This window comes from Peptoniphilus sp. BV3C26, from assembly GCF_000478985.1.
Classification (GTDB): Bacteria; Bacillota; Clostridia; order Tissierellales; family Peptoniphilaceae; genus Peptoniphilus_B; species Peptoniphilus_B koenoeneniae.
Genome location: NZ_AWXB01000050.1, coordinates 1 through 20,397 on the forward strand (window position 1 = coordinate 1; position 20,397 = coordinate 20,397).

16 protein-coding genes and 1 other RNA gene are annotated in these 20,397 nt (G+C 30.6%); 2 read left to right on the forward strand and 15 right to left on the reverse strand.

What is annotated here, in order from left to right:
- Positions 1-1,477: NADH-quinone oxidoreductase subunit J (locus HMPREF1253_RS10200; protein ID WP_023055734.1), on the forward strand; the 1,477-nt coding region annotated here is incomplete at its 5' end.
- A 72-nt stretch (positions 1,478-1,549) separates the two neighbouring features.
- On the opposite strand, the gene nifJ is transcribed toward HMPREF1253_RS10200, so the two are convergent.
- From nifJ to ftsE, 15 genes are all read right to left on the reverse strand, one after another.
- Positions 1,550-5,095 carry a pyruvate:ferredoxin (flavodoxin) oxidoreductase gene (gene nifJ / locus HMPREF1253_RS05345; protein WP_023055746.1) on the reverse strand — a complete coding sequence of 1,182 codons (3,546 nt, stop codon included), beginning with the start codon at positions 5,093-5,095 and terminating at the stop codon, positions 1,550-1,552.
- Positions 5,096-5,351: 256 nt separating this feature from the next.
- Positions 5,352-7,685: a phosphoenolpyruvate synthase gene (ppsA, locus tag HMPREF1253_RS05350; RefSeq protein ID WP_023055740.1), complete on the reverse strand. Its 2,334-nt coding sequence runs from the start codon at positions 7,683-7,685 to the stop codon at positions 5,352-5,354.
- 51 nt (positions 7,686-7,736) lie between these two features.
- Positions 7,737-8,279: a class IV adenylate cyclase gene (locus tag HMPREF1253_RS05355; protein WP_023055750.1), complete on the reverse strand. Its 543-nt coding sequence runs from the start codon at positions 8,277-8,279 to the stop codon at positions 7,737-7,739.
- Positions 8,264-8,953 carry a metallophosphoesterase gene (locus HMPREF1253_RS05360; RefSeq protein ID WP_023055736.1) on the reverse strand — a complete coding sequence of 230 codons (690 nt, stop codon included), beginning with the start codon at positions 8,951-8,953 and terminating at the stop codon, positions 8,264-8,266. Before HMPREF1253_RS05360 ends, HMPREF1253_RS05355 begins: the two co-directional genes overlap by 16 nt.
- Complete coding sequence (locus tag HMPREF1253_RS05365; protein WP_023055747.1) at positions 8,950-11,235, reverse strand: ATP-binding protein; 2,286 nt, start codon at positions 11,233-11,235, stop codon at positions 8,950-8,952. The genes HMPREF1253_RS05360 and HMPREF1253_RS05365 overlap by 4 nt, the downstream gene beginning before the upstream one ends.
- A 1-nt stretch (position 11,236) precedes the next feature.
- Entirely contained in the window at positions 11,237-12,244 is a 1,008-nt protein-coding gene (locus HMPREF1253_RS05370; RefSeq protein ID WP_023055753.1) for a DNA repair exonuclease, read from the reverse strand.
- A gap of 95 nt (positions 12,245-12,339) precedes the next feature.
- Positions 12,340-12,519 carry a PspC domain-containing protein gene (locus HMPREF1253_RS05375; protein WP_023055741.1) on the reverse strand — a complete coding sequence of 60 codons (180 nt, stop codon included), beginning with the start codon at positions 12,517-12,519 and terminating at the stop codon, positions 12,340-12,342.
- 169 nt (positions 12,520-12,688) lie between these two features.
- A complete protein-coding gene (locus HMPREF1253_RS05380) occupies positions 12,689-13,810 on the reverse strand; it encodes a C40 family peptidase (protein WP_023055739.1) in 1,122 nt (373 codons plus the stop codon).
- A 225-nt stretch (positions 13,811-14,035) separates the two neighbouring features.
- Positions 14,036-14,360: RNase P RNA component class A (gene rnpB / locus HMPREF1253_RS09675), an RNA gene on the reverse strand.
- 42 nt (positions 14,361-14,402) lie between these two features.
- Complete coding sequence (locus HMPREF1253_RS05385) at positions 14,403-14,951, reverse strand: hypothetical protein (protein WP_023055738.1); 549 nt, start codon at positions 14,949-14,951, stop codon at positions 14,403-14,405.
- A gap of 137 nt (positions 14,952-15,088) precedes the next feature.
- The gene (locus HMPREF1253_RS05390; RefSeq protein ID WP_023055743.1) at positions 15,089-16,045 is read right to left on the reverse strand and encodes a S41 family peptidase; all 957 of its coding nucleotides are present in this window, start codon (positions 16,043-16,045) and stop codon (positions 15,089-15,091) included.
- A 59-nt stretch (positions 16,046-16,104) separates the two neighbouring features.
- Complete coding sequence (locus tag HMPREF1253_RS10490; RefSeq protein ID WP_023055752.1) at positions 16,105-16,260, reverse strand: hypothetical protein; 156 nt, start codon at positions 16,258-16,260, stop codon at positions 16,105-16,107.
- Positions 16,261-16,269: 9 nt separating this feature from the next.
- Positions 16,270-17,130, reverse strand: a complete 861-nt coding sequence (locus tag HMPREF1253_RS05395) for a murein hydrolase activator EnvC (RefSeq protein ID WP_023055745.1) — start codon at positions 17,128-17,130, stop codon at positions 16,270-16,272.
- Between the two features lie 323 nt (positions 17,131-17,453).
- Complete coding sequence (gene ftsX / locus HMPREF1253_RS05400) at positions 17,454-18,350, reverse strand: permease-like cell division protein FtsX (protein ID WP_023055751.1); 897 nt, start codon at positions 18,348-18,350, stop codon at positions 17,454-17,456.
- Positions 18,337-19,023 carry a cell division ATP-binding protein FtsE gene (gene ftsE, locus HMPREF1253_RS05405; protein ID WP_023055735.1) on the reverse strand — a complete coding sequence of 229 codons (687 nt, stop codon included), beginning with the start codon at positions 19,021-19,023 and terminating at the stop codon, positions 18,337-18,339. Before ftsE ends, ftsX begins: the two co-directional genes overlap by 14 nt.
- Before the next feature lie 191 nt (positions 19,024-19,214).
- Here ftsE and HMPREF1253_RS05410 point away from each other — a divergent pair, with 191 nt between their 5' ends.
- Positions 19,215-20,396, forward strand: coding sequence for a coenzyme F420-0:L-glutamate ligase (locus tag HMPREF1253_RS05410; protein ID WP_023055754.1), 1,182 nt, complete (start codon positions 19,215-19,217; stop codon positions 20,394-20,396).
- The last annotated feature ends 1 nt before the right edge of the window (position 20,397 follow it).

The window sequence follows — 20,397 nt, forward strand, 5'->3', positions numbered from 1 at the left end:
GTCGGATACTAAAGTTGATTTTAATAAAGAAGACTTAACTTCAAAAATTTTAGAGGAAGAAAAAAAACCTATTTTAAAAGATTCAAAGGATATTAAAAATTCAGAAAATTTTAAGGAGAAAAGAGAAGAAATCGTAAAAAATCCTGAAAAACCTGAGGTTTCTCAGGAAAAAACAGATTTTTCCAAAAAGCCTGAAAAGAAAAAGAAATCCTTTAAAGAGCTTTTTAAAGATTTTATAAATGAAGAAGATGATGAATTCTCTATTTTTTCAGGTTTAGATAAAAAAAATAAAAACACTGACCATCTTCAAAATCAAAATATGAATGAAACTTTAACTGATCTTAATCCTATCAGCATGGAAAACACCATGAGCATTCCTAAGGTTGATTTGGAAGAAGAGTTAAAGAAAGCGGAAAAATTTCATCCTGATAAAAGTGATTTGATTTCTGATGATTTTAAAAATGTAGAAAATTTTATTAAAAAAGAATCTTCAAAAAATCTAAATAAAATTAAGCGTCACAATGAAGATATTACAGAAATCTCTCAAAATTTTGTAATAGATAAAGATGATACAAGTCAAGATTTTCTTTATAAGGACAAAGAAAAGAAAAAAAGTTCCTCTTCAAATACCAATAAGCCTTTAGACCAAAAGGAAGATTCAAAAAAAGTTTACCATTCAGATGCAAAAACTTTTTTTGAGCAGGTTAATGAAGCTTTAAAGGAAGAGGAAATTAAAAAAGCTGAAATCGAAAGAAACAAACCTATTAATAAAATTAAATCTTTTTTTGGAGATGCTGTTTCAAAAAATAAAGATAATTCTAAAAAACCAAAGAATTCTTTCCAAGAAAAGGAAACAATCATTTCTAAAGACAAATTTAAACATTCTAAAAGTGAGAAAACTAAAAAAAATTTAGAATTTAAAAATTTAGATTTGGAAAATATGGGAAATAAAATTTCTCTTGTTGATGAAAAAATTGCAAAAAAAGATAAAAATGCAAAAATTGCAATGATAATCATAATGTTTATCTTAGATCTTATTGCTGTGAGTCTTGCTTACAAAAAATTTTTTATAGGAATAATTTTCATTCCTATTTTAAAAATTGTAATTAGTTTATTTGACCACTATCTTGCCTTTTCCATTGCCAGTGACAAAGTTTGGATAAAGGCAAACAAGGATACAATTTTAGACAAGGCTTTCTTTAATTGGTTTGTTTGCAGAGTTTTTATTTTTATATTATTTTTAATAAATCCCTTTGATGGAATTTTAAATTGGAGACCTATAGAAGCGATGACTCCAGGGCTTATCTCAACTGTACTTTTGTTTTTGCTTACTATTTTTATTGCTCTTAACCAATATAAACAAGAGCTCGAGTCTGCAGATAGAATCAATTTTATTGGTTGGTATATAGTGCCCTTTATAATAATAGAAATTGTTTCAAAATTATTTTTTATGCTTATTAATTTCATAATAATTTAAATTAAAATTGCTTTTTTTCTGCAATTTATAAAAAAAGAGATCTCTTTTCGAGATCTCTTTTTATTTATAAAATTATTTTTGTTCCAGTGTTCCTGCTTCATCATAACGAATATAGTTTTCGTATCTTTCTTTAGCATTCTTTTCTGCAATTTCATATAAAGCTTCTGCTCTTTCAGGGAATTTCTTCTTAAGTGAAGTGTATCTAACTTCTCCGTCAAGGAATTCTCTATATGGTCTTGTAGGTGCTTTAGAATCAAGAGTGAATGGGTTCTTTCCTTCTTCTTTAAGAGTTGGATTGTATCTGTATAGATGCCAATATCCTGTTTCAACTGCTTTCTTTTCTTCTTCAATTGAAACTCCCATGCCCTTTCTAATACCATGGTTGATACATGGAGCATAAGCAATTATTAGAGATGGTCCCTTATAAGCTTCTGCTTCTTTTATTGCCTTTAGTGCATGGTTTTTGTCTGCGCCTATTGCTATTTGAGCAACATATACATAACCGTAAGTTGTTGCCATAAGTCCTAAGTCTTTCTTTCTAACTTCCTTACCTGCTGCTGCAAATTGTGCAACTGCTGCAGTTGGTGTTGCTTTAGAAGATTGACCGCCTGTATTTGAATAAACTTCAGTATCTACAACAAGTACATTGATATCTTCTCCAGATGCAAGAACGTGGTCAAGTCCGCCATATCCAATATCATATGCCCAGCCGTCTCCACCTAATATCCATTGGCTCTTCTTGATTAAGAATCTCTTTAGACCCTTTAGATCATAGATAATGTCGTCTGCTTCTTTATTTCCATAAGTTTTATCTAAAGCTTCTTCAACTTTTACTGCTGCTGCTTTAGAAGCCTTATAGTCATCCATTCCTTCAATCCATGCCTTAAATGCTTCGTTAGCTTGATTATCAACATTTAATTCAATGAATTTTTCCATGTTAACTTTTATTAATTCTCTTGTTTGAGTTTGAGATACTGCCATTCCATATCCATATTCAGCATTATCTTCAAATAGTGAGTTTGCCCATGATGGTCCACAGCCATTTGAATCTTGGCAATATGGCATTGATGGTGCTGATCCACCCCAAATTGAAGTACAACCTGTTGCGTTTGCTATACTCATTCTATCTCCAAATAGTTGAGTTACAAGTTTTACATATGGAGTTTCTCCACAACCTGCACATGCTCCTGAGAATTCAAGGTGAGGCATAAAGAATTGTGAATTTTTAACATTGTTAGGTTCAAAGTTTTCTTGTTTAGAAGTTACGCTCATGGCATAATCCCAGTTTTTAGCTTGAACTTCAAGTTCGCCTTCATATGGAACCATAACTAAAGCTTTTTCCTTTGCAGGACATACTTGAGCACAGTTTCCACATCCTGTACAGTCAAGAGGTGAGATTTGAATTCTATATTCAAAGTCGCTTGCTCCCTTACCCATACCTTTTTTAGTTTCAAAAGTTTCAGGTGCATTTGCCTTTTCTTCTGAATCAAGTAAGAAAGGTCTTATAACTGCGTGAGGACATACAAATGAACATTGGTTACATTGTATACAATTTTCAATTTGCCATTGTGGTACATTTACTGCAATTCCACGTTTTTCATAACGTGATGTGCCTGCTGGGAATGTTCCGTCTTCCATGCCTAGGAAAGCTGAAACAGGAAGTAAGTTACCTTCTTGTCTGTTTACAGGAATTAAAATCTTGTTTATGAATTCTGGAGCGCCTTCAATTTTGTGGCCTTCTTCAACTTCAGAGTTTTTCCAAGATTCAGGAACGCTTACTTGATGAAGAGCATCAATTCCTGATTCTACGGCTTTATAGTTCATGTTAACTATATCGTCACCCTTAGCACCGTAATCTTTAACAATCGCTTTCTTTAATAGATCTACTGCTTGGTCAATTGGAAGTACTTCAGAAAGTTTAAAGAATGCAGATTGCATTACCATGTTTGTTCTTCCGCCTAATCCTATTTCAGCAGCGATTTTTGTTGCATTTATTGTATAGAATTTAATTTGATTTTCAGCAATATATTTCTTCATTGAGCCTGGTAGATGTTCTTCAAGAGAAGCGTCATCCCAAGTAGTATTCATTAAGAATGTACCACCTTTTTTAAGGCCTCTTAAAAGATTGTATTGATATACATAAGATTGTTTTGAGCAAGAAATAAAGTCCATTTCACTTAATAAATAAGTTGATGTGATTCTATTTTTACCAAATCTTAAGTGAGACATTGTAACACCACCGGATTTCTTTGAGTCATAGTCAAAGTAACCTTGAGCGTACATATCAGTGTTGTCACCAATAATTTTAATTGCAGATTTGTTGGCACCTACTGTACCGTCTGAACCGAATCCCCAGAATTTACATCTGATTGTTCCTCTTGGTTCTGTTGTAATAACTTCATCAACAGGAAGTGAAAGATTTGTAACATCATCTTCTATGCCGATTGTAAAGTTATGTCTCGGATTTTCTTTGTTAAGATGTTTATAAACTGCAAGAATATGAGATGGGTTGGTGTCTTTTGAACCAAGTCCGTATCTTCCGCCTATAATAAGAGGTCTTTCTTTTTCATCATAATAAATATCTCTTACATCAAGGTAAAGAGGTTCTCCAATTGATCCCTTTTCCTTTGTTCTGTCAAGAACTGCTATCTTCTTTACAGTCTTAGGCATAGCATTCATGAAGTGTTCTTTAGAGAATGGTCTGTAAAGATGAACTTTTAATAGACCTACTTTTTCGCCTTTATCCATTAAATAGTCAACTACTTCTTCTATACATTCAGTAACTGAACCCATAGCTACTATGACTCTTTCAGCGTCTTCTGCTCCGTAGTAGTTAAATAGACCGTATTTTCTTCCGGTTAAATCAGAAATTTTATTTAAATAATCTTCTGTAATTCCAACTACATTTTCATAAAATCTATTTGAAGCTTCAACTTCTTGGAAATAGATGTCTGGGTTTTGTGCAGTACCACGAATTTGTGAACCATTAGGATTTAAAGCTCTTTCTCTAAATTCTCTTAGAGCTTTTTTGTCTACTAATTTTGCAAGATCATCGTAATCTAAAACTTCAATCTTTTGTACTTCGTGTGAAGTTCTAAATCCGTCAAAGAAGTGACAGAAAGGAACTCTTGATTTAATTGCAGATAAGTGAGCAACTCCTCCAAGATCCATAGCTTCTTGAACTGAACCTGAACAAAGAAGGGCAAATCCTGTAGCTCTTGCTGCCATAACGTCTTGGTGATCACCAAAAATTGATAGGGCATGTGAAGCTAAAGCTCTTGCTGCAACGTGAAATACGCCTGGTAAAAGTTCTCCTGCGATCTTATACATATTTGGAATCATTAAAAGAAGTCCTTGTGATGCTGTATAAGTAGATGTTAGTGAGCCTGCTTGTAAAGCACCATGAACTGCTCCTGCAGCTCCTGCTTCTGATTGAAGTTCTTTAACTAAAACTTCTTGTCCGAATATGTTTTTTCTTCCCTGTGAAGCCCAAGCATCAATGTGCTCAGCCATAGGTGAAGATGGTGTAATAGGATAGATACATGAAACATCGCTAAAGGCATATGCCACGTGAGCAGCTGCTTCATTACCATCCATGGTTTTAAATTTTTTTGCCATAATAACCTCCCATAAATATACACATAACTACAAAATAATTATAAAGCTAATAAATTATTTTTGCAATTTTTAGGTTTTAACAATCGATTTCATCGCGTATAAAAAAATTATATACTTTAAATTTTTTCTTTTATGTGACATGTATCACATTTGCTGATATTCACATTATCCTTTGAAAAATTTGTGAAATTTAAAAGATTTTATTTTAATAAATAAAAAAGGAGGATAAAATCCTCCTAATAAATTTATTAAATTTTTAAATTTCTCTAAGCTTATTTAAAATCATTCTTTGTTCAACAGATGCAATAAGCCTTCTTGTATATTCAACAGTGTCTGGATTTACTGAAATTGAAGTTATTCCACACTCAACTAAAAATTCCGCAAGTTCAGGATATTGACTTGGACCTTGTCCGCAAATAGAACAGGTTATTCCTTTTTTCTTTGCAGCATTTATAAGAATTTTTAAGGCTCTTTTAACGGATTCATTTCTTTCATCAAAATATCCCATATTATTAAGAACACCGTTATCTCTATCGGCTCCCATAACAAGTTGAGTTAAATCGTTGCTTCCTATGGAAAATCCGTCAACTAATTCTGCAAATTCTTCAGCTTGGAAAACTACTGCAGGAACTTCTGCCATTATCCAAATTTTAAAATTCTTAGATTGTTTTAGACCTTCTTCAGCCATGATTTCTTTAACTTTAATAAGTTCTTCTGGAGTTCTTACAAAGGGAAGCATTGCTGTTACATTTGTAAGACCGTATTCTTCTCTTACTTTTTTTATTGCACGACATTCAAGTCTGAAACCTTCTTCATATTCAGGTGAAATATATCTTGAAACTCCTCTCCATCCTATCATAGGATTTTCTTCAATGGGTTCAACTTCTTCTCCACCTTTTAAACCTCTAAACTCATTAGTCCTGAAATCACTCATTCTTACAGTTAAATTTCTTGGGAAGATTGCCTGAGCAACTTTTGAAATTCCCTCAGATAGTTTTTCAATCATTAAGTCGCCCTGACCAGTCTTTACTAAATACATAGGATGGGCTCCTATCATATTTGTAAAAATAAATTCAGTCCTCATAAGTCCTATGCCATCAAAGGGTAAATTTTTATACTTATTTATTAAACCTGGTTCTCCCAAATTCATATAAATTTTTGTAGCTGTAATAGGAGCACTCATTATTTGAACTGGAGAAACTTTAGTTTCTTCTGTTTTTTCTTCTTTTAAAACATCTCCCTCGTAAACAACTCCCCTTGTTGCATCAACAGTAACTGACATTTTATCTTTTAAAACATCAGTTGCATTTCTTGTGCCAACAATACATGGAATTTGAAGTTCCCTTGAAACAATTGCAGCGTGGCAAGTTCTTCCACCTTCATCCGTTACAACTGCTGCAGCTTTTTTCATAGCTGGAACCATATCTGGGTTTGTCATTTCAGTTACAAGTATGTCCCCTTGACTAACTTGATCTATTTCTTTTAAATTTTTAATATTTCTGACTTTTCCCCTTCCTATGCCGGGGCTTGCAGGTAAACCTTTAATAAGGGCTTTTAATTTTTCTTGACTTATGCCTTCATTATTTTCTTCTTTTTTATTTTGAATAGTTGTAATAGGTCTTGATTGTAAAAAATAAAATTCATCAGTATCGCTGTCAAAAGCCCATTCTGTATCTTGAACTTTGCCATAAATTTTTTCAATTTTTAAGCCCATTTCAATAAGTTTGTTAAGCTCTTTTTCAGTCAAACATTCTTTTTCAACATATTCGCTACCTAAATAATTTTTTACATCTACATATTCAGTGCCCACAGTTTCTTTTTTCTTAACAACCATGGTAATTTTTGAAGCTATATTTTTTTCTATAACCTCTTTTGTCTTTTTATTTATAATATATTCATCAGGAGTTACAGATCCTGAAACAACTGCTTCTCCCAATCCCCAAGATGCGTTTATCATCATTTCGTCAGTATTGTTGTTTATAGGATTTGCAGTAAACATTACACCTGCTTTTTTTGCATTGACCATTTTTTGAACTACTGCTGAAAGTTTTACATCAAAATGATCATAATGTTGTTTTTCTCTGTAATAAATTGCTCTTGAAGTCCATAGAGAAGCCCAGCACATTTTAACGTGTTTAATTAATTCTTCTTCTCCTCTTATGTGTAAGTAAGTATCTTGTTGGCCTGCAAAAGATGCATCAGGTAAATCCTCTGCTGTTGCCGAGCTTCTAACTGCAACTTCCGGATCCGTCATAGATATGCTTTTTGAAAATTCTCTATAAGCTGATCTTATTTCTTCTTCAAGTTCCGGTTTAATTTCAGCAGACATTATTTTATTTCTGATTTCCATGGAAATTTCATTCAAGGCATCAACATTGTCAACATCTAAAGATTCAATTAAAAATTGAACTACATCATCAAGTTCACCGTAATCTATAAATTCTCCATATCCTTCTGCAGTTACACAAAATCCAGGAGGAACAGGCAAACCATTAATTGTCATTTCTCCTAAATTTGCTCCCTTTCCACCCACTATTGACACATCATCTTTTTTAATTTCTTTAAAAAATTTAATAAATTTGTAATTCATTAGAGCCTCCTTAATAATATTATAACACTTTCAAATAATATGTCATCATATTTATTCTAAACCCAAATCTTTTCTAAGCTCTGCAATGGATTTTGTTGTAATATTTTTTTTGTCAATTTTGAATTCTTTTAAAAGGTCCTCCAAATCATTTTTATCTTTTAATTCAATTTCAAGATAAGGGCTTGGATATGAGTTTTTGTCCCATGTATCGAAATCAAATCTGGCATTTTTATAGGAGTAGGACTTCCTTATTTTATAGCCTCTATTAAAAATATTAAAACCTATAAGTTTTAAAATACTCATCATTTCTTCTAAGTTATCAAATTGTATTGTGTGTTCCAAACTTTGTCTTACCTTTAAATCTTTAACCTGTTCCTTAAAAGTAAGTTGGTAAATAGTTTTATTTGTTATACTGTTTAAACTTTTTCTAATTCTAAAGTAACCTTTTTCGCTTTTTATCTTTAATTTTTCCGAATTAATTCTAATATTTTCCTGTTCTTCTCTGCCTAAAAATTTAGCACCTGAAGATTTAAGTTTTTCTTCAAGTGCATCAAAATCAATTCCCAATACTTTTACTTCTAATTCTCGCTCCATATTTTTACCGCCTTAAAATCAATAAAATCACTGGAAACACATATAAATTGTGTTTCTTCAAATTTTCCTTCTACAACTTCGCTATGGCCCTCTCCATGGAGGTGCCCATAAATACAAATAAAGGGTTTGTACTTCACAATTAATTTTCCCATTTCATTTAATTCTTTATCTGCATTAAAGGGCGGATAGTGAACCATAGCAATAATTTTTTCCCCGGTTCTAGATTTAAAAGAATTTTCCATTCTTAAAAGTTCCCTGTTAAATATTTTTAAATCTTTACTTTGAAAATCTCTTGAGCTTTTATCAATCCAACCCCTTGTCCCACAAATTGAAATATCTTTCCAATTAAGACTGTTATTATTTATAAATTCTATAGTCTTATAGCCAAGTCCCTTTAATTTATTATTTGATGCCCACCAATAATCATGATTCCCCTTTGAAATAATTTTTCTTCCCTTTAATTTTTCAATTTTATCTAAATCATGGGTTACATCTTCTAAGTGTAGGGCCCAAGAAATATCTCCAGGTAATAAAATTAAATCATCTTCTTTTATATTTTCTTTCCAAAATTCAAAAATTTTTTCTTCATGGTTTATCCACTTAGGACCAAATATATCCATGGGTTTTTCTCCGCTGTTATCCATGTGAAGATCGCCTATTGCCCAAATATTCATAATTCTATCCTCTTTATGTTAAATTCAACTGCCTTTTCATAATCCCTTTTTGATGACGAAAATATAATTACTTGCCTTTCTTTTGAAATTTCTTTTAAGGTTTCATAAGTAAATTTTAATCTGTCATCATCAAAGGTTCCAAAAACATTATCTATAAATAGGGGTAAGTTTTTTTTGGAAATAAATTTACAAAGGGCGATTCTAAATACAAAATACACCTGGTCGCAAGTCCCCTTTGAAAGAGAACTCAGTTCAACACTTCGTCCATTTTCCCTGTCAAAAACACTTAAATTTAAATTATCATCAAGATTTAAATTCTTATATTTTCCCCCGCTTATAGTTTCAAATAATTTTGATGTTTCTTCAATAAGTCTTGGAAGATAATTACTTTTATTTTTTTCCAAAACTCCCTCTAAAGCTTCAAGAGTTAAAGAATATACATTTAATTTTTCTTCCCTATCCTCTAAATCTTTTTCTAAAACTTCCAAATCTTCAGAAAGTTTCTGAGCTCTATCTAAATATTTTTCAAGATAGTTTATATCCCTATTAAGTTCTGAAAGTTTTAAGTTTAAATTGTTGAGTTTTTCTTTTAAAAGAGGTCCATCAAAATCTAAGTTTAAATCTTTCTTATTTAAACTTTCAAAATTCCTTCCCCTTAATTTTATATCAATTAAATTTTTAAGATCTTCTCTTCTTTTTCTTATGCCCTTTTCAGAATCGCTTTCTGAAAAAGCATTTTTAAGCTCATAAATATTGTCGAAACCCAAGTCATTTAGATAAATCTCAAGGTTTTTTAAAGATTCATCTCTTTGAGATTTTAATTGTAATAATTCCTCTTCATAATCTCTTTTTTCTTTTTTTGCAGTTTCAATTTTATATTCCTCAAGTTTTTTTTCTGCAATTTTATCCCTAAAAATATTTTCTAAATCTTCAATATTATCTGCCCCATACTTTTCAAACATGGATATAAAAAATGTATCCATATTTTTCTTTTCTGCTTGCTTTTCACGACTTTTTTGGGACATGATTTCAATTCTATCCCTTAATCTTTTATATACATCTCTTGAAACCCTGTATTTTATAATTCTAAGATAAATATAAATTCCCGACGGTAAAGTTAAAATAAGAAGAGGGTAAATTTTAAAAATTATACTTAAAATTATTAAAGCTAAAATTACAATTCCCTGTAAAGACATAAGGCTTATCATAGATTTTTGCTTAGTTTCCAAGTTTGAAACATCATTTTTAAGAGCAATGATTTCTTGGGAATAGTTTCTTGAGTTAAGTTGTCTTAGTCTGTCGAAAAGTTTTTGAGCTTTTTCATAATCATCTTGAAAATCTTTTTCCGGAAAATTTTCTTCAAGATTTTCTATGGATTTCTCCTGTAAAAAATCCATGCGATTTTCCAAATCATGAATCTTTTTATTTAAAAGAATTACCTTTTCATATTTTCCCCTGTCAATGGTTTTTATTTCTTTTAAATTTTCTAATTCTTTTTTAAGTTCTTTTACCCTATTAAAAGTTTCAAATTCTTCTTGTAGGTCGGCTTTTTCTATTTTTTCTGACAGATTACTTATTTTTTCTTCTAACTCATTTAAGTTTTTTAAGCTTTCCCTATAGAGCTTTAACTTATCTTCTAAGTTTAGAAGCTCAGTTTTTTTATCATTTATTTGAGAATAAATTTTCCCGATTTCCGAAGATCTTAAAGACCTGTCTCCTAGTTTTTTTATCTGGTCTTTTAAGATTTTAACTGCATTTACCCCTCTATCGCTGTTTTTTAAACTTGAACTTTGATTTATTATTTTTTTGCCAATAAATTCTTTTGCATTTTGATTTATAAGAAGGCTGTCTTCATTGATAAAAAGGGTATTTCTAAAAACTTCCGAATTTATATCCAAAAAAATTTGTCCCGGTTGAGATACTTTTGAATCTTTAAATAAGTTTTTATCCTCAGATAAATTTTGGCCTCTAGTAAGATTTAAAATCTTTGTTTCATCTCTTGCAAAGTCCCTTTCAATTCTAAAAAGATCTCCATCTTCTATTTCTATATAACCCCTATAAATTTCACTGTTCCAGGGTCTATACTTATCTAATTTTTCCGTATAAAGCCTTCTTTTTAAAGAGTCTTTTGAAAATCCATAGAGAACCCCTTCTATAAAGCTGTGGATTGTTGATTTTCCATCTTCATTTTTCCCATATATTAAATTTATATTTTCATCTAAATTTATTTCTTTTTCTTTAAATTTTCCAAAGGATAATAAGTTTATTTTTTTTATTATCATATTAATCTCCCAGCAAAAGTTTCACTGCAAGGTCAAGGGCCTTATCCTTATAGGGACTTTGAGAATTTTTAAGATCTTTAAAAACATTTTCTATATAGGTGTTTTTATTTTCTTCAATTAATTTATCTATTTCATAATATTTTTCTGTTTTATCTATAATTTCAAAGTCAAATCTACTTTTTATAGTTTTTATATAAAAGTCTTTTTCAGAATTTTTGCCTAAAAGTTCCAATCTGTATATTGTATATTTATTAAGACCACTAAGCTCTTCCAATATTTCATTTATATTTTTTTCACTAATGTCAACCTTATAATTTTCAAGTTTTTTTATTTGGCATTCAACTTGTTTTGTAGTTAAAGTTTTATCTTTTAAATTTCCATAAATGTAATATCTGGGCCCTGTTTCTTTAAAGCTTAAGCCTTCAGGAGAACCTGGATAAAATATTTTTTCATTGATTTTCATAAATTTGTGAATGTGTCCTAAGGCTACATAATCAAAGTCTCTTATTTTTTCAATATTTATTGGCAAATAGTCATCGAGACCATCAACTGTTCCATGCATAACTAAAATATTGTTATAATTTTTATCTAAATCAAAATTTAAGTCATAATCCTTATAAAGATCTTTTTCCCATGAAAAACCATAAATTCTAAGATTAAATTCATCAAATTGAAAATATTTTTTATAGGGCGGAAATACAAATACATTTTCAGGAAGTTTTATATTTTTAAAAACCGAATCCTCTTTATAATGGTCATGATTTCCCAAGGCTATAATAATCCTTGCCTTTGTATTTTTAAAGGCCTCTAAGAGCCTATGAATGTCTGAGAGAGTAAAATATTCCCTTTCATATAAGTCGCCACTTATCATTAAAAAATCAACTTCATTTGAAGCTTCAATTATTTTTTCAAGACATTTCCATTGATCTTCTCGTCTCAAATTTTTATCTATATTTATATTTTTAAAAATTCTCTTTAAATGTAAGTCTGCAGTATGTATAAATTTCATCATATCACCAAAATAATTATAACATAGTAAACAAAAAAATAAGTGTAGGGCTTTTACCTACACTTATTCTTCTTTTTTATTTAAATTATAAAATTTTATTCTAAGGGAAGCAAAATAGCTGCAATAACATAAACCCACAAACTTAAACCGCCGAACATAAATAAAATGACTGCTATAAGTCTTACTGTTGATGAGCTTATTCCTAAATATTCAGCAAGTCCTCCGCAAACTCCTGCAATTATCCTATCTGATGATGAACGATGTAACTTATCCATATTATTCCTCCATATAAGTATCATTGATATTTTTATTATACCCAAATTTTTTTGCTATAAGCAAAGCTTCTTTACTATTATTATTAAATACTTAGATTAAGAACTTATTAATTAATTCTAAAAATTTTCTAAAAAAAACTCGGACTGAATCCGAGTTAATTTTTTTATTTTATTTTACAATTCTTGTTGCGTTTGTATAACATGATGCATAATAATCTTCTGTTAAATTATTTATTGTTACTTGTTTTTTTCCTGTAGAAGAGTGAACGAAATCTCCGTTTCCTATATACATACCAACATGGGATACTCTTGATGTGCCTGTTGTTGCAAAGAAAACTAAATCTCCTGCTCTTAAATCATTTTTATCAACTTGCATTCCATATTGAGACATATCTGATGATGTTCTTGGTAGATTTACTCCTAAAGTATTTTTATAAACACTGTATATAAGTCCAGAACAATCATATCCTTCTTTTCCTACATCTCCCCATACATAAGGTGATCCTATTTTATCAAGAGCAAGTTCAACTGCTCTTTTACCTGTTTCAGATCCCTTTAAATCTTTAGATTCAAAAGAATTTGCATTTGAAGCAAGTTTTCTTAAAGTATCTTCATCTTTTTTAAGAGTTTCTTCTGTTACAAGATTTACTTCTCTGTTGATTTTTTCTCCACTCTTTAAGCTTAATTTATCTGCTTTTACTGTATAAAGTATATTATTTAAATTTATTATAAATTTACTGTCTTTGTAATCAACTATGTTTACATTTAAATCTTTATCAAGCTTTACAGATTTCTTTCCATCAGTTGAATTTGCATTTGTAGCTGAAAGTATAGAGGCCGGTGTTAAAACAGGTCTATTTCCTTGAGATTTTAATTGTACAAACTCTTTGGAAATTGTTCCCGTTTCATTGTCAAGGCTTCTTACTTTTAAAGTTTGGCCTAAATCTTCAACAAGAACAACATCTTCGCCTACAAATAAATTCCTAATAAGGGCGTCTCCATCTTTTAAAGCTGTAGCTTTCGTTACTGTATATGTAACAACATTTACATTCTTTAAAAGAATTTTTGACTTAGGCACAGTTACTTTAGCCTTGCCTTTTTGAACTATGTAGCCATCGTCAACAGCTTTTATTATGTTTGCCTCTTCTTCCAATTCAAAATAAATTTTATTACCTGAATAAGTCGGCTGAACGTGTTCATTAATAAAAATCCCTGTATCTTTAAGGCCTAATAATGATACTGCACAAAGTGCTATGACCCCAAGGGGAAACTTTCTATTCATCTTAAACATTACAACTCCTTATTAATTTAATAATTTTGCTTAATTAAGTATAACAAACTGGTTACAAAAATTCAAGAAAAAGTAACAAAAAGGTTAAAATTTCACAATTGAAATTTTAACCTTTTCAAAAAAACTTCTATAAAGCTTGAAAATTGGAGATTCTTTAAAAAACTATTTTTTAATATTTTTTTAAAATTTCACAATTCTCCCTATGTATTAAAAACCGACTTGCGGTTTTTAAGTAAATCTATAAGCTGCGTTCTGTCTGTTCGACCATCTATCTAATCTTATAGTTGCCTATAAGCTCAAGCGACCTACCTACCGGGAGATACGAGCAGCATCTCTATTCCTATTTGGTCTTGCTCCGAGTGGGGTTTACAGGGCATCTATATCACTATAGATCCGGTGAGCTCTTACCTCGCCTTTCCATCCTTACCTTTTCAGGCGGTTTATTTCTGTTGCACTTGCCTTGGAGTCGCCTCCACCTGTCGTTAACAGGCACTCTTGCTCTGTGGAGCGCAGACTTTCCTCGCTTACGCGCGGTCGATCGATTTACTTTTAAAGTATAACAAAAAATTCTAATTTAAACAATTTTCAAATTCTAATTTTCGTCTTTTAAGGAAAGAGGTTTATCTATAATTTGACTGAAAATAAATCCTTTTACAAAATTTTCTCTCATGTTTTCTTTGTAATTATTTTCTTCAAACATTTCTTTTTCTTTTATAATTTGTTGATTTAAAGCTTCTTTTTGTTTTTGGTCTTCTTCTTCTTTTTTTACCTTATACTCAGCCAATCTCTTATTAAGAGGCTTATCTAAGTCAAGACCAGATTTTTCGCTTTTTTTATTTAAGTATGGATCAGTATTTCTGAGGGAGCCTTGAAAATAATCATCATCAACTTCGTCAAATTTTTTATAAACATCGCTTCCTTCACATTCATCATCGGATTTATAAATATTTTGAGAAAATTGGGAAGATTTTTCCTTTATATTCTTTTTATTTTTATTTATATTTCCAATTACTTTTCCAAGTTCGATTTGTTCTTCATTAAGGGCAAAAGATTCTAAAATTTGATCTACAAAGGTAGAATTTTTTTTATTCCCCTTTGCTCTTGTTTTATTAATATCACTAATATCCTGAGATTTTCTCATTTGATTCGTTTTTTTATTTTTAACATTTTCTTTTTTTCTTTTTTTTGTTTATTAATGAATAAAGATCATACCCTAAAACAAAAATGAATACTAATAATCCAAAACTCATAAAATCTCACTCCTACAACTTTAAAAACTTATTTTTCAAGAACTTCAATAGCCTTTTTTAGTTGATTATCTGTGTCTAAATGTTCTATTCCTATTCCCTTTACATTTTCAGGCAACTTTACTTCAATGTCAGGCTTTATACCTTTTTTGTGAATATTTTCTCCACTTGGTGTGAAATATTCAGAGGTTGTTATTTTTAAACCACTTCCATCTGGAAATGGGAATACAGACTGAACAATTCCCTTACCAAAACTTTTTTCCCCTATTAATGTACCCATTTTAAAATCTCTTATAGCACCTGCAAGAATTTCAGAAGCTGATGCACTTCCTCCGTTAATTAAGACTGCCATGGGTAAATTTACATATTCTTTGTCGCTCTTGTAATCAAAAACTACTTGACCATCTCTATTCTTAGCGGAAACAATGGTTCCTTCCGGTAGAAGTTCGTTGGCAATTTTTTCAACACTGTCAACGGTTCCCCCTGGATTTCCCCTAAGATCAATTATAAGTCCCTTTACGTTTTTTTCTTTTAAGTTATTAAGAGCTTTTGTAAATTCATCATAAGTGTTGTCATTAAATTGAGTTATACCTATATAGCCTAAATCTTTAATTGTATTTGAAATTACCGTTTCCAGTTTAATTTCATCTCTTTTTACGTCAATATCTTTTGTTTCTTTTGTAGAGGGTCTATAAATAGTAATCTTTACACTTGTACCCTTATCTCCTTTTATTTTAGCAACTGCAGCTTGCAGGTCATTTCCCGAAACAGGTTCTCCATTTACTTTTAAAATAAGATCTCCTGTTTTTATGCCAACCTTTTCAGCCGGTGTATCTTTAATAGGAGCAATTACTAAAATCTGACCTTCTTCATTAGATGAAACGGAAACTCCTATTCCAAAAAATTTTCCATTTGTCTGTTCAGCAAGAGCATCAAAGTCTTCTAAAGTTAAATATTCAGAATAAGGATCTCCTAAGGATGCAACCATACCTTTTAACTCTCCCTGGCGAAGTTTTTCCTTATCAACCTTATATAAAAAATCATCTTCTACTTTTTTTCTAAAAATTTCATTTTTTGAAGATGCATTTTTTCTTCATCTTTTGTTAAATTATAAAAATATCCTGAACTTGCTAATTTAAAAGTTCCATAGTTTGTAAAAACAAGAAGAATTAAAACAATAATAATATTTCTAATTTTTTTCATTTATTCCACCTATACATAATTTACGGGATTTTGAGGTATCCCGTTAACTCTAACTTCAAAATGTAAATGAGGGCCTGTAGAAAGACCTGTAGAGCCTACTAATCCTATAACTTGTCCTTTTGCAACTGAACTTCCCACTGATGTTTTTATTGCAGATAAATGGGCATAAACTGTAACACAATTTCCATGATTAACCATAACCACATTTCCATATCCACTCATATGTCGAGCAACAATAACTGTTCCTCCTTCAGCAGAAACTGCAGGAGTTCCCGAAGGTGCAGGAATATCAATTCCCGTATGCATCCTTTGTATTTTTAAAATAGGGTGCATCATAACCCCAAAACCTCTTGATAGTCTTGTATGTCCCGGGACAGGCCAGCCAAGTTTTTTTCCAACTCTGTTACCGGTTCCTAAAATTGCTCCATTTGAAGCTTCAAGTTTTTTTGCAGTTTTAATATCTTTTGTAAGCTTTTCAATTTCTCCAGATAATTTATTCCACTCATCTTCAGCCTTTTGATACTCTGCTCTATACTTTTCCACATCTTTCATAAGGCTTGCCATATAAGCTGACTTTTGATTACTTGCAAGATTTAAGGCATTTCTTTGAACTATAACTTGATCCTGAGATTTTTGTAACCTATCTTTGTCTGTAACAAGTCTTACTTTTGTTATCCTTATGGTGTCTATTTGACTTGCAATGTACTCTATAAGCTTATTATCTTCATCGGCAATTGTCTTTGCAAGCTCAAGATTGTACATCATATCCTCTATGTTTTTAGAATTTAAAATTACTTCCAAATATCCCACTTTGCCATTCATATAAATAGCTCTTATCCTATTTTCAAACTCAGCCTTATTTTTATCCAAATTATTTTGGGCTTCTTGTAATTTTTTTTCAGACTCTTCTATTTCTTTTTGTAAAGCTGAAATTTGATTATTTAAAGAATAGATTTTGTTATCGGCAGCGGAAATTTTCTCATCAAGGATATCTATTTCATTTTTAACGGTCTTAGCCTGATTTTCTTTTTCATTTGCCTTTTTGTTTTTTTTCTTTAATTTGTTCAGTTATCTTTTTTTGTTGACTTTCTTTTTTCTTTTTTTTCTCTTCCAAAGACTTTGAACTTGCAAATACACAAGTAAAAATTGTAGAGATTATTAAAAGAAAAGAGATAAATTTTTTAAAATTCATATTAAACATCCATAAACTTCTTTGTACTCATTAAACTTCCTAAATAGCCTATGCCTACACCAATTGACAAAAATATTGTAAGTAAATCAAAAGCAATTAATTTAGGATTGGCAAGTTTTAAATCCATAGAGGAAATCTCCCTCATTATAATAGTATAAAGTTTAGAATATCCAGTATTTATAACTAAAAAAGCTAAAATTGCACCTAAAATTCCAAAAGTTATACCTTCAATTAAAAAGGGCCCTCTTATATAAGAATTACTTGCTCCTACATACTTCATAATACTTATTTCTTTTTTTCTGTTTGATACTGCAACTTTAATAGTGTTATTTATAATTACAATGGAAACAAAAACAAGGACTGCAACTATACCTGCGCCTAAAAATTTCACTCCTCTTTTTATGCTTGCCATTTTGTCAACTAAATCTCCCATAAAGCTGTACTTATCTATGCCTTCAAAATTTTTAACCTTTTCAATTAAATCTCTTGATTTTTCAAGGCTTTTCATTTCAACAACTAAAGATGCTGGCAATTTATTTATATCAAAATTATCAAAAACAGAGCTTTTATCTTTAAACTGTTCTTTTAAAGAATCCATGGCCATTTCTTTTGACACATAGGAAATATTTCTCACATTTTCTTCTTTTCCTATGTTTTGAATAATATCATTTACTTGATCAGCGCCCATATTATCCTTTAAATAAAAAATTACCTTATCAACTTTTCCTGTTGTCTGATATACAATTGTATTTAAATTTAAAACCATAAGAGAAATAAATCCGAAAAGTATAAGCATGGCAGCAATGGAAATTGTAGATGCAAATCCCATGGCTTTATTTCTCCAAAGACTTTTTAAGCCCTCTTTAAGGACATTTATGCACTGTCTAAGAAACTTCATAATAGCCCCCTTCTTTTACATCGGAACTTATTTTTCCGTCATTTAAAGTTATAACTCTCTTTTTCATTTTATCTACAATTTGAGTTGCATGAGTTGCCATTATGACTGTTGTTCCTTCTTTATTAATTTTCTCCAAAGCTTCCATAATTCCCATGGCAGTTTCTAAATCCAAATTACCTGTAGGCTCATCGCAAACTAAAATCGGAGCTTTATTTACTATAGCTCTTGCAATGGAAACTCTTTGGCTTTCTCCGCCTGACAATTGATCGGGATAAGAATTTTCTTTTCCTTCAAGTCCCACAAGGGCAACTGCCCTTTTTACATTTTCCCTTATAAAATCTTTGGACATGCCTTGAATTTCAAGAGCATATGCAATATTTTCCGCAACAGTTTTTTGCGAAATAAGTCTAAAATCTTGAAATACAACTGATATTAAACGTCTTAATTTAGGAATTTTGCTTTTTCTTAATCTTGTAATATCGGTCCCGTTTATAATTATTTTTCCCCTTGTGGCTTCCTCTTCTCTTATAAGAAGTTTTAAAAGAGTTGATTTTCCAGCTCCTGATGAGCCCACCAAAAAAACAAACTCTCCATCTTCTATTTGCAAATTTAAACTTTGAAGAGCAAGAGAACCATTAGGATATTCTTTAAATACATTTTCAAAAGTTATCATACTATTCTCCTTTAATTACTTTATTATAACTTAATTGACCTTTAAATACCAAATATCAAAAAGTAATTGATATTAATATTTGAAATTTTTTTCTGATTTTTTCTAACTTTTAATTTTTTATTGCTAACTTATAATAAATTATGTAGAATAAACTGTAAGTATATTGTTGTTAGTTATTAACGGGAGGTACTATGGATAGATTAGTAGGTACAGTAGTTAGAGGTATTAGAACACCCATCGTAAAAAAAGGTGATGATGTTGCAAAAATAGTAGTTGATTCTCTTTTAGCAGCAGCTGAAGCTGAAAATATTACTTTTAAAGATAAAGATGTAGTTTGCGTTACGGAAAGTCTTTGTGCAAGAGCTCAAAATAACTATGCAAGTATTGATGCAATTGCAGAAGATGTAAGAAATAAATTTGATGGAGAAATAGGAATAGTTTTCCCAATTTTATCTCGTAACAGATTTTCTGTTCTTTTAAGAGGAATTGCAAAATCAGGCAGAAAACTTCATTTATTACTTTCATATCCTTCTGATGAAGTGGGAAATCACCTAATGGATGAAAGAAAACTTTACGACAAAAAAATCAATCCCTATAGTGATGTTTTGGAAGAAAGTGATTATAGAAGACTATTTGGACAAGAAGTTGCCCATCCTTTTACAGGAATTGATTATGTAAAACTTTATAAAGAAATTGCTGAAGGTTGCGATATTCATTTTTCAAATGATCCAAAAACAATCCTTAAATATACGGATCAAGTTTTAGTATGCTCTACTCACACAAGATTTTTAATAAAAGATGAACTTAAAGATGCAGGAGCAAAAATTGTTTTAGGTCTTGATGATATTTTAAACGAATCTGTAAATGGGTCAGGATACAATGAAGAATACGGCCTTTTAGGTTCCAACTTAGCAGACCTTGATATGGTAAAACTTTTCCCAAGAGACGGATCAATACTTGTTAGAAAAATTCAAAAGGATTTAATCGAAAAAACCGGTAAACAAATTGAAGTTATGATTTACGGCGATGGAGCTTTTAAAGATCCTGTAGGAAAAATTTGGGAACTTGCAGACCCTGTTGTAAGCCCTGCCCACACTGACGGTCTTGTAGGAGAACCTAACGAACTTAAGATAAAATATATTGCCGACACTGAGTTTAAAGACCTATCAGGTCAAGAATTAACAGATGCCATGGCTAAAAAAATTGCAGAAAAAGAAAATAATCTAAAAGGAAAAAATGAAACTTTAGGAACTACACCAAGAAAAATTACAGACCTTTTAGGATCTCTTGCAGATTTAACTTCTGGCTCTGGAGATAAGGGAACCCCAGTTGTTTTCATTCAAGGATATTTCGACAATTATTCAACAAAATAAA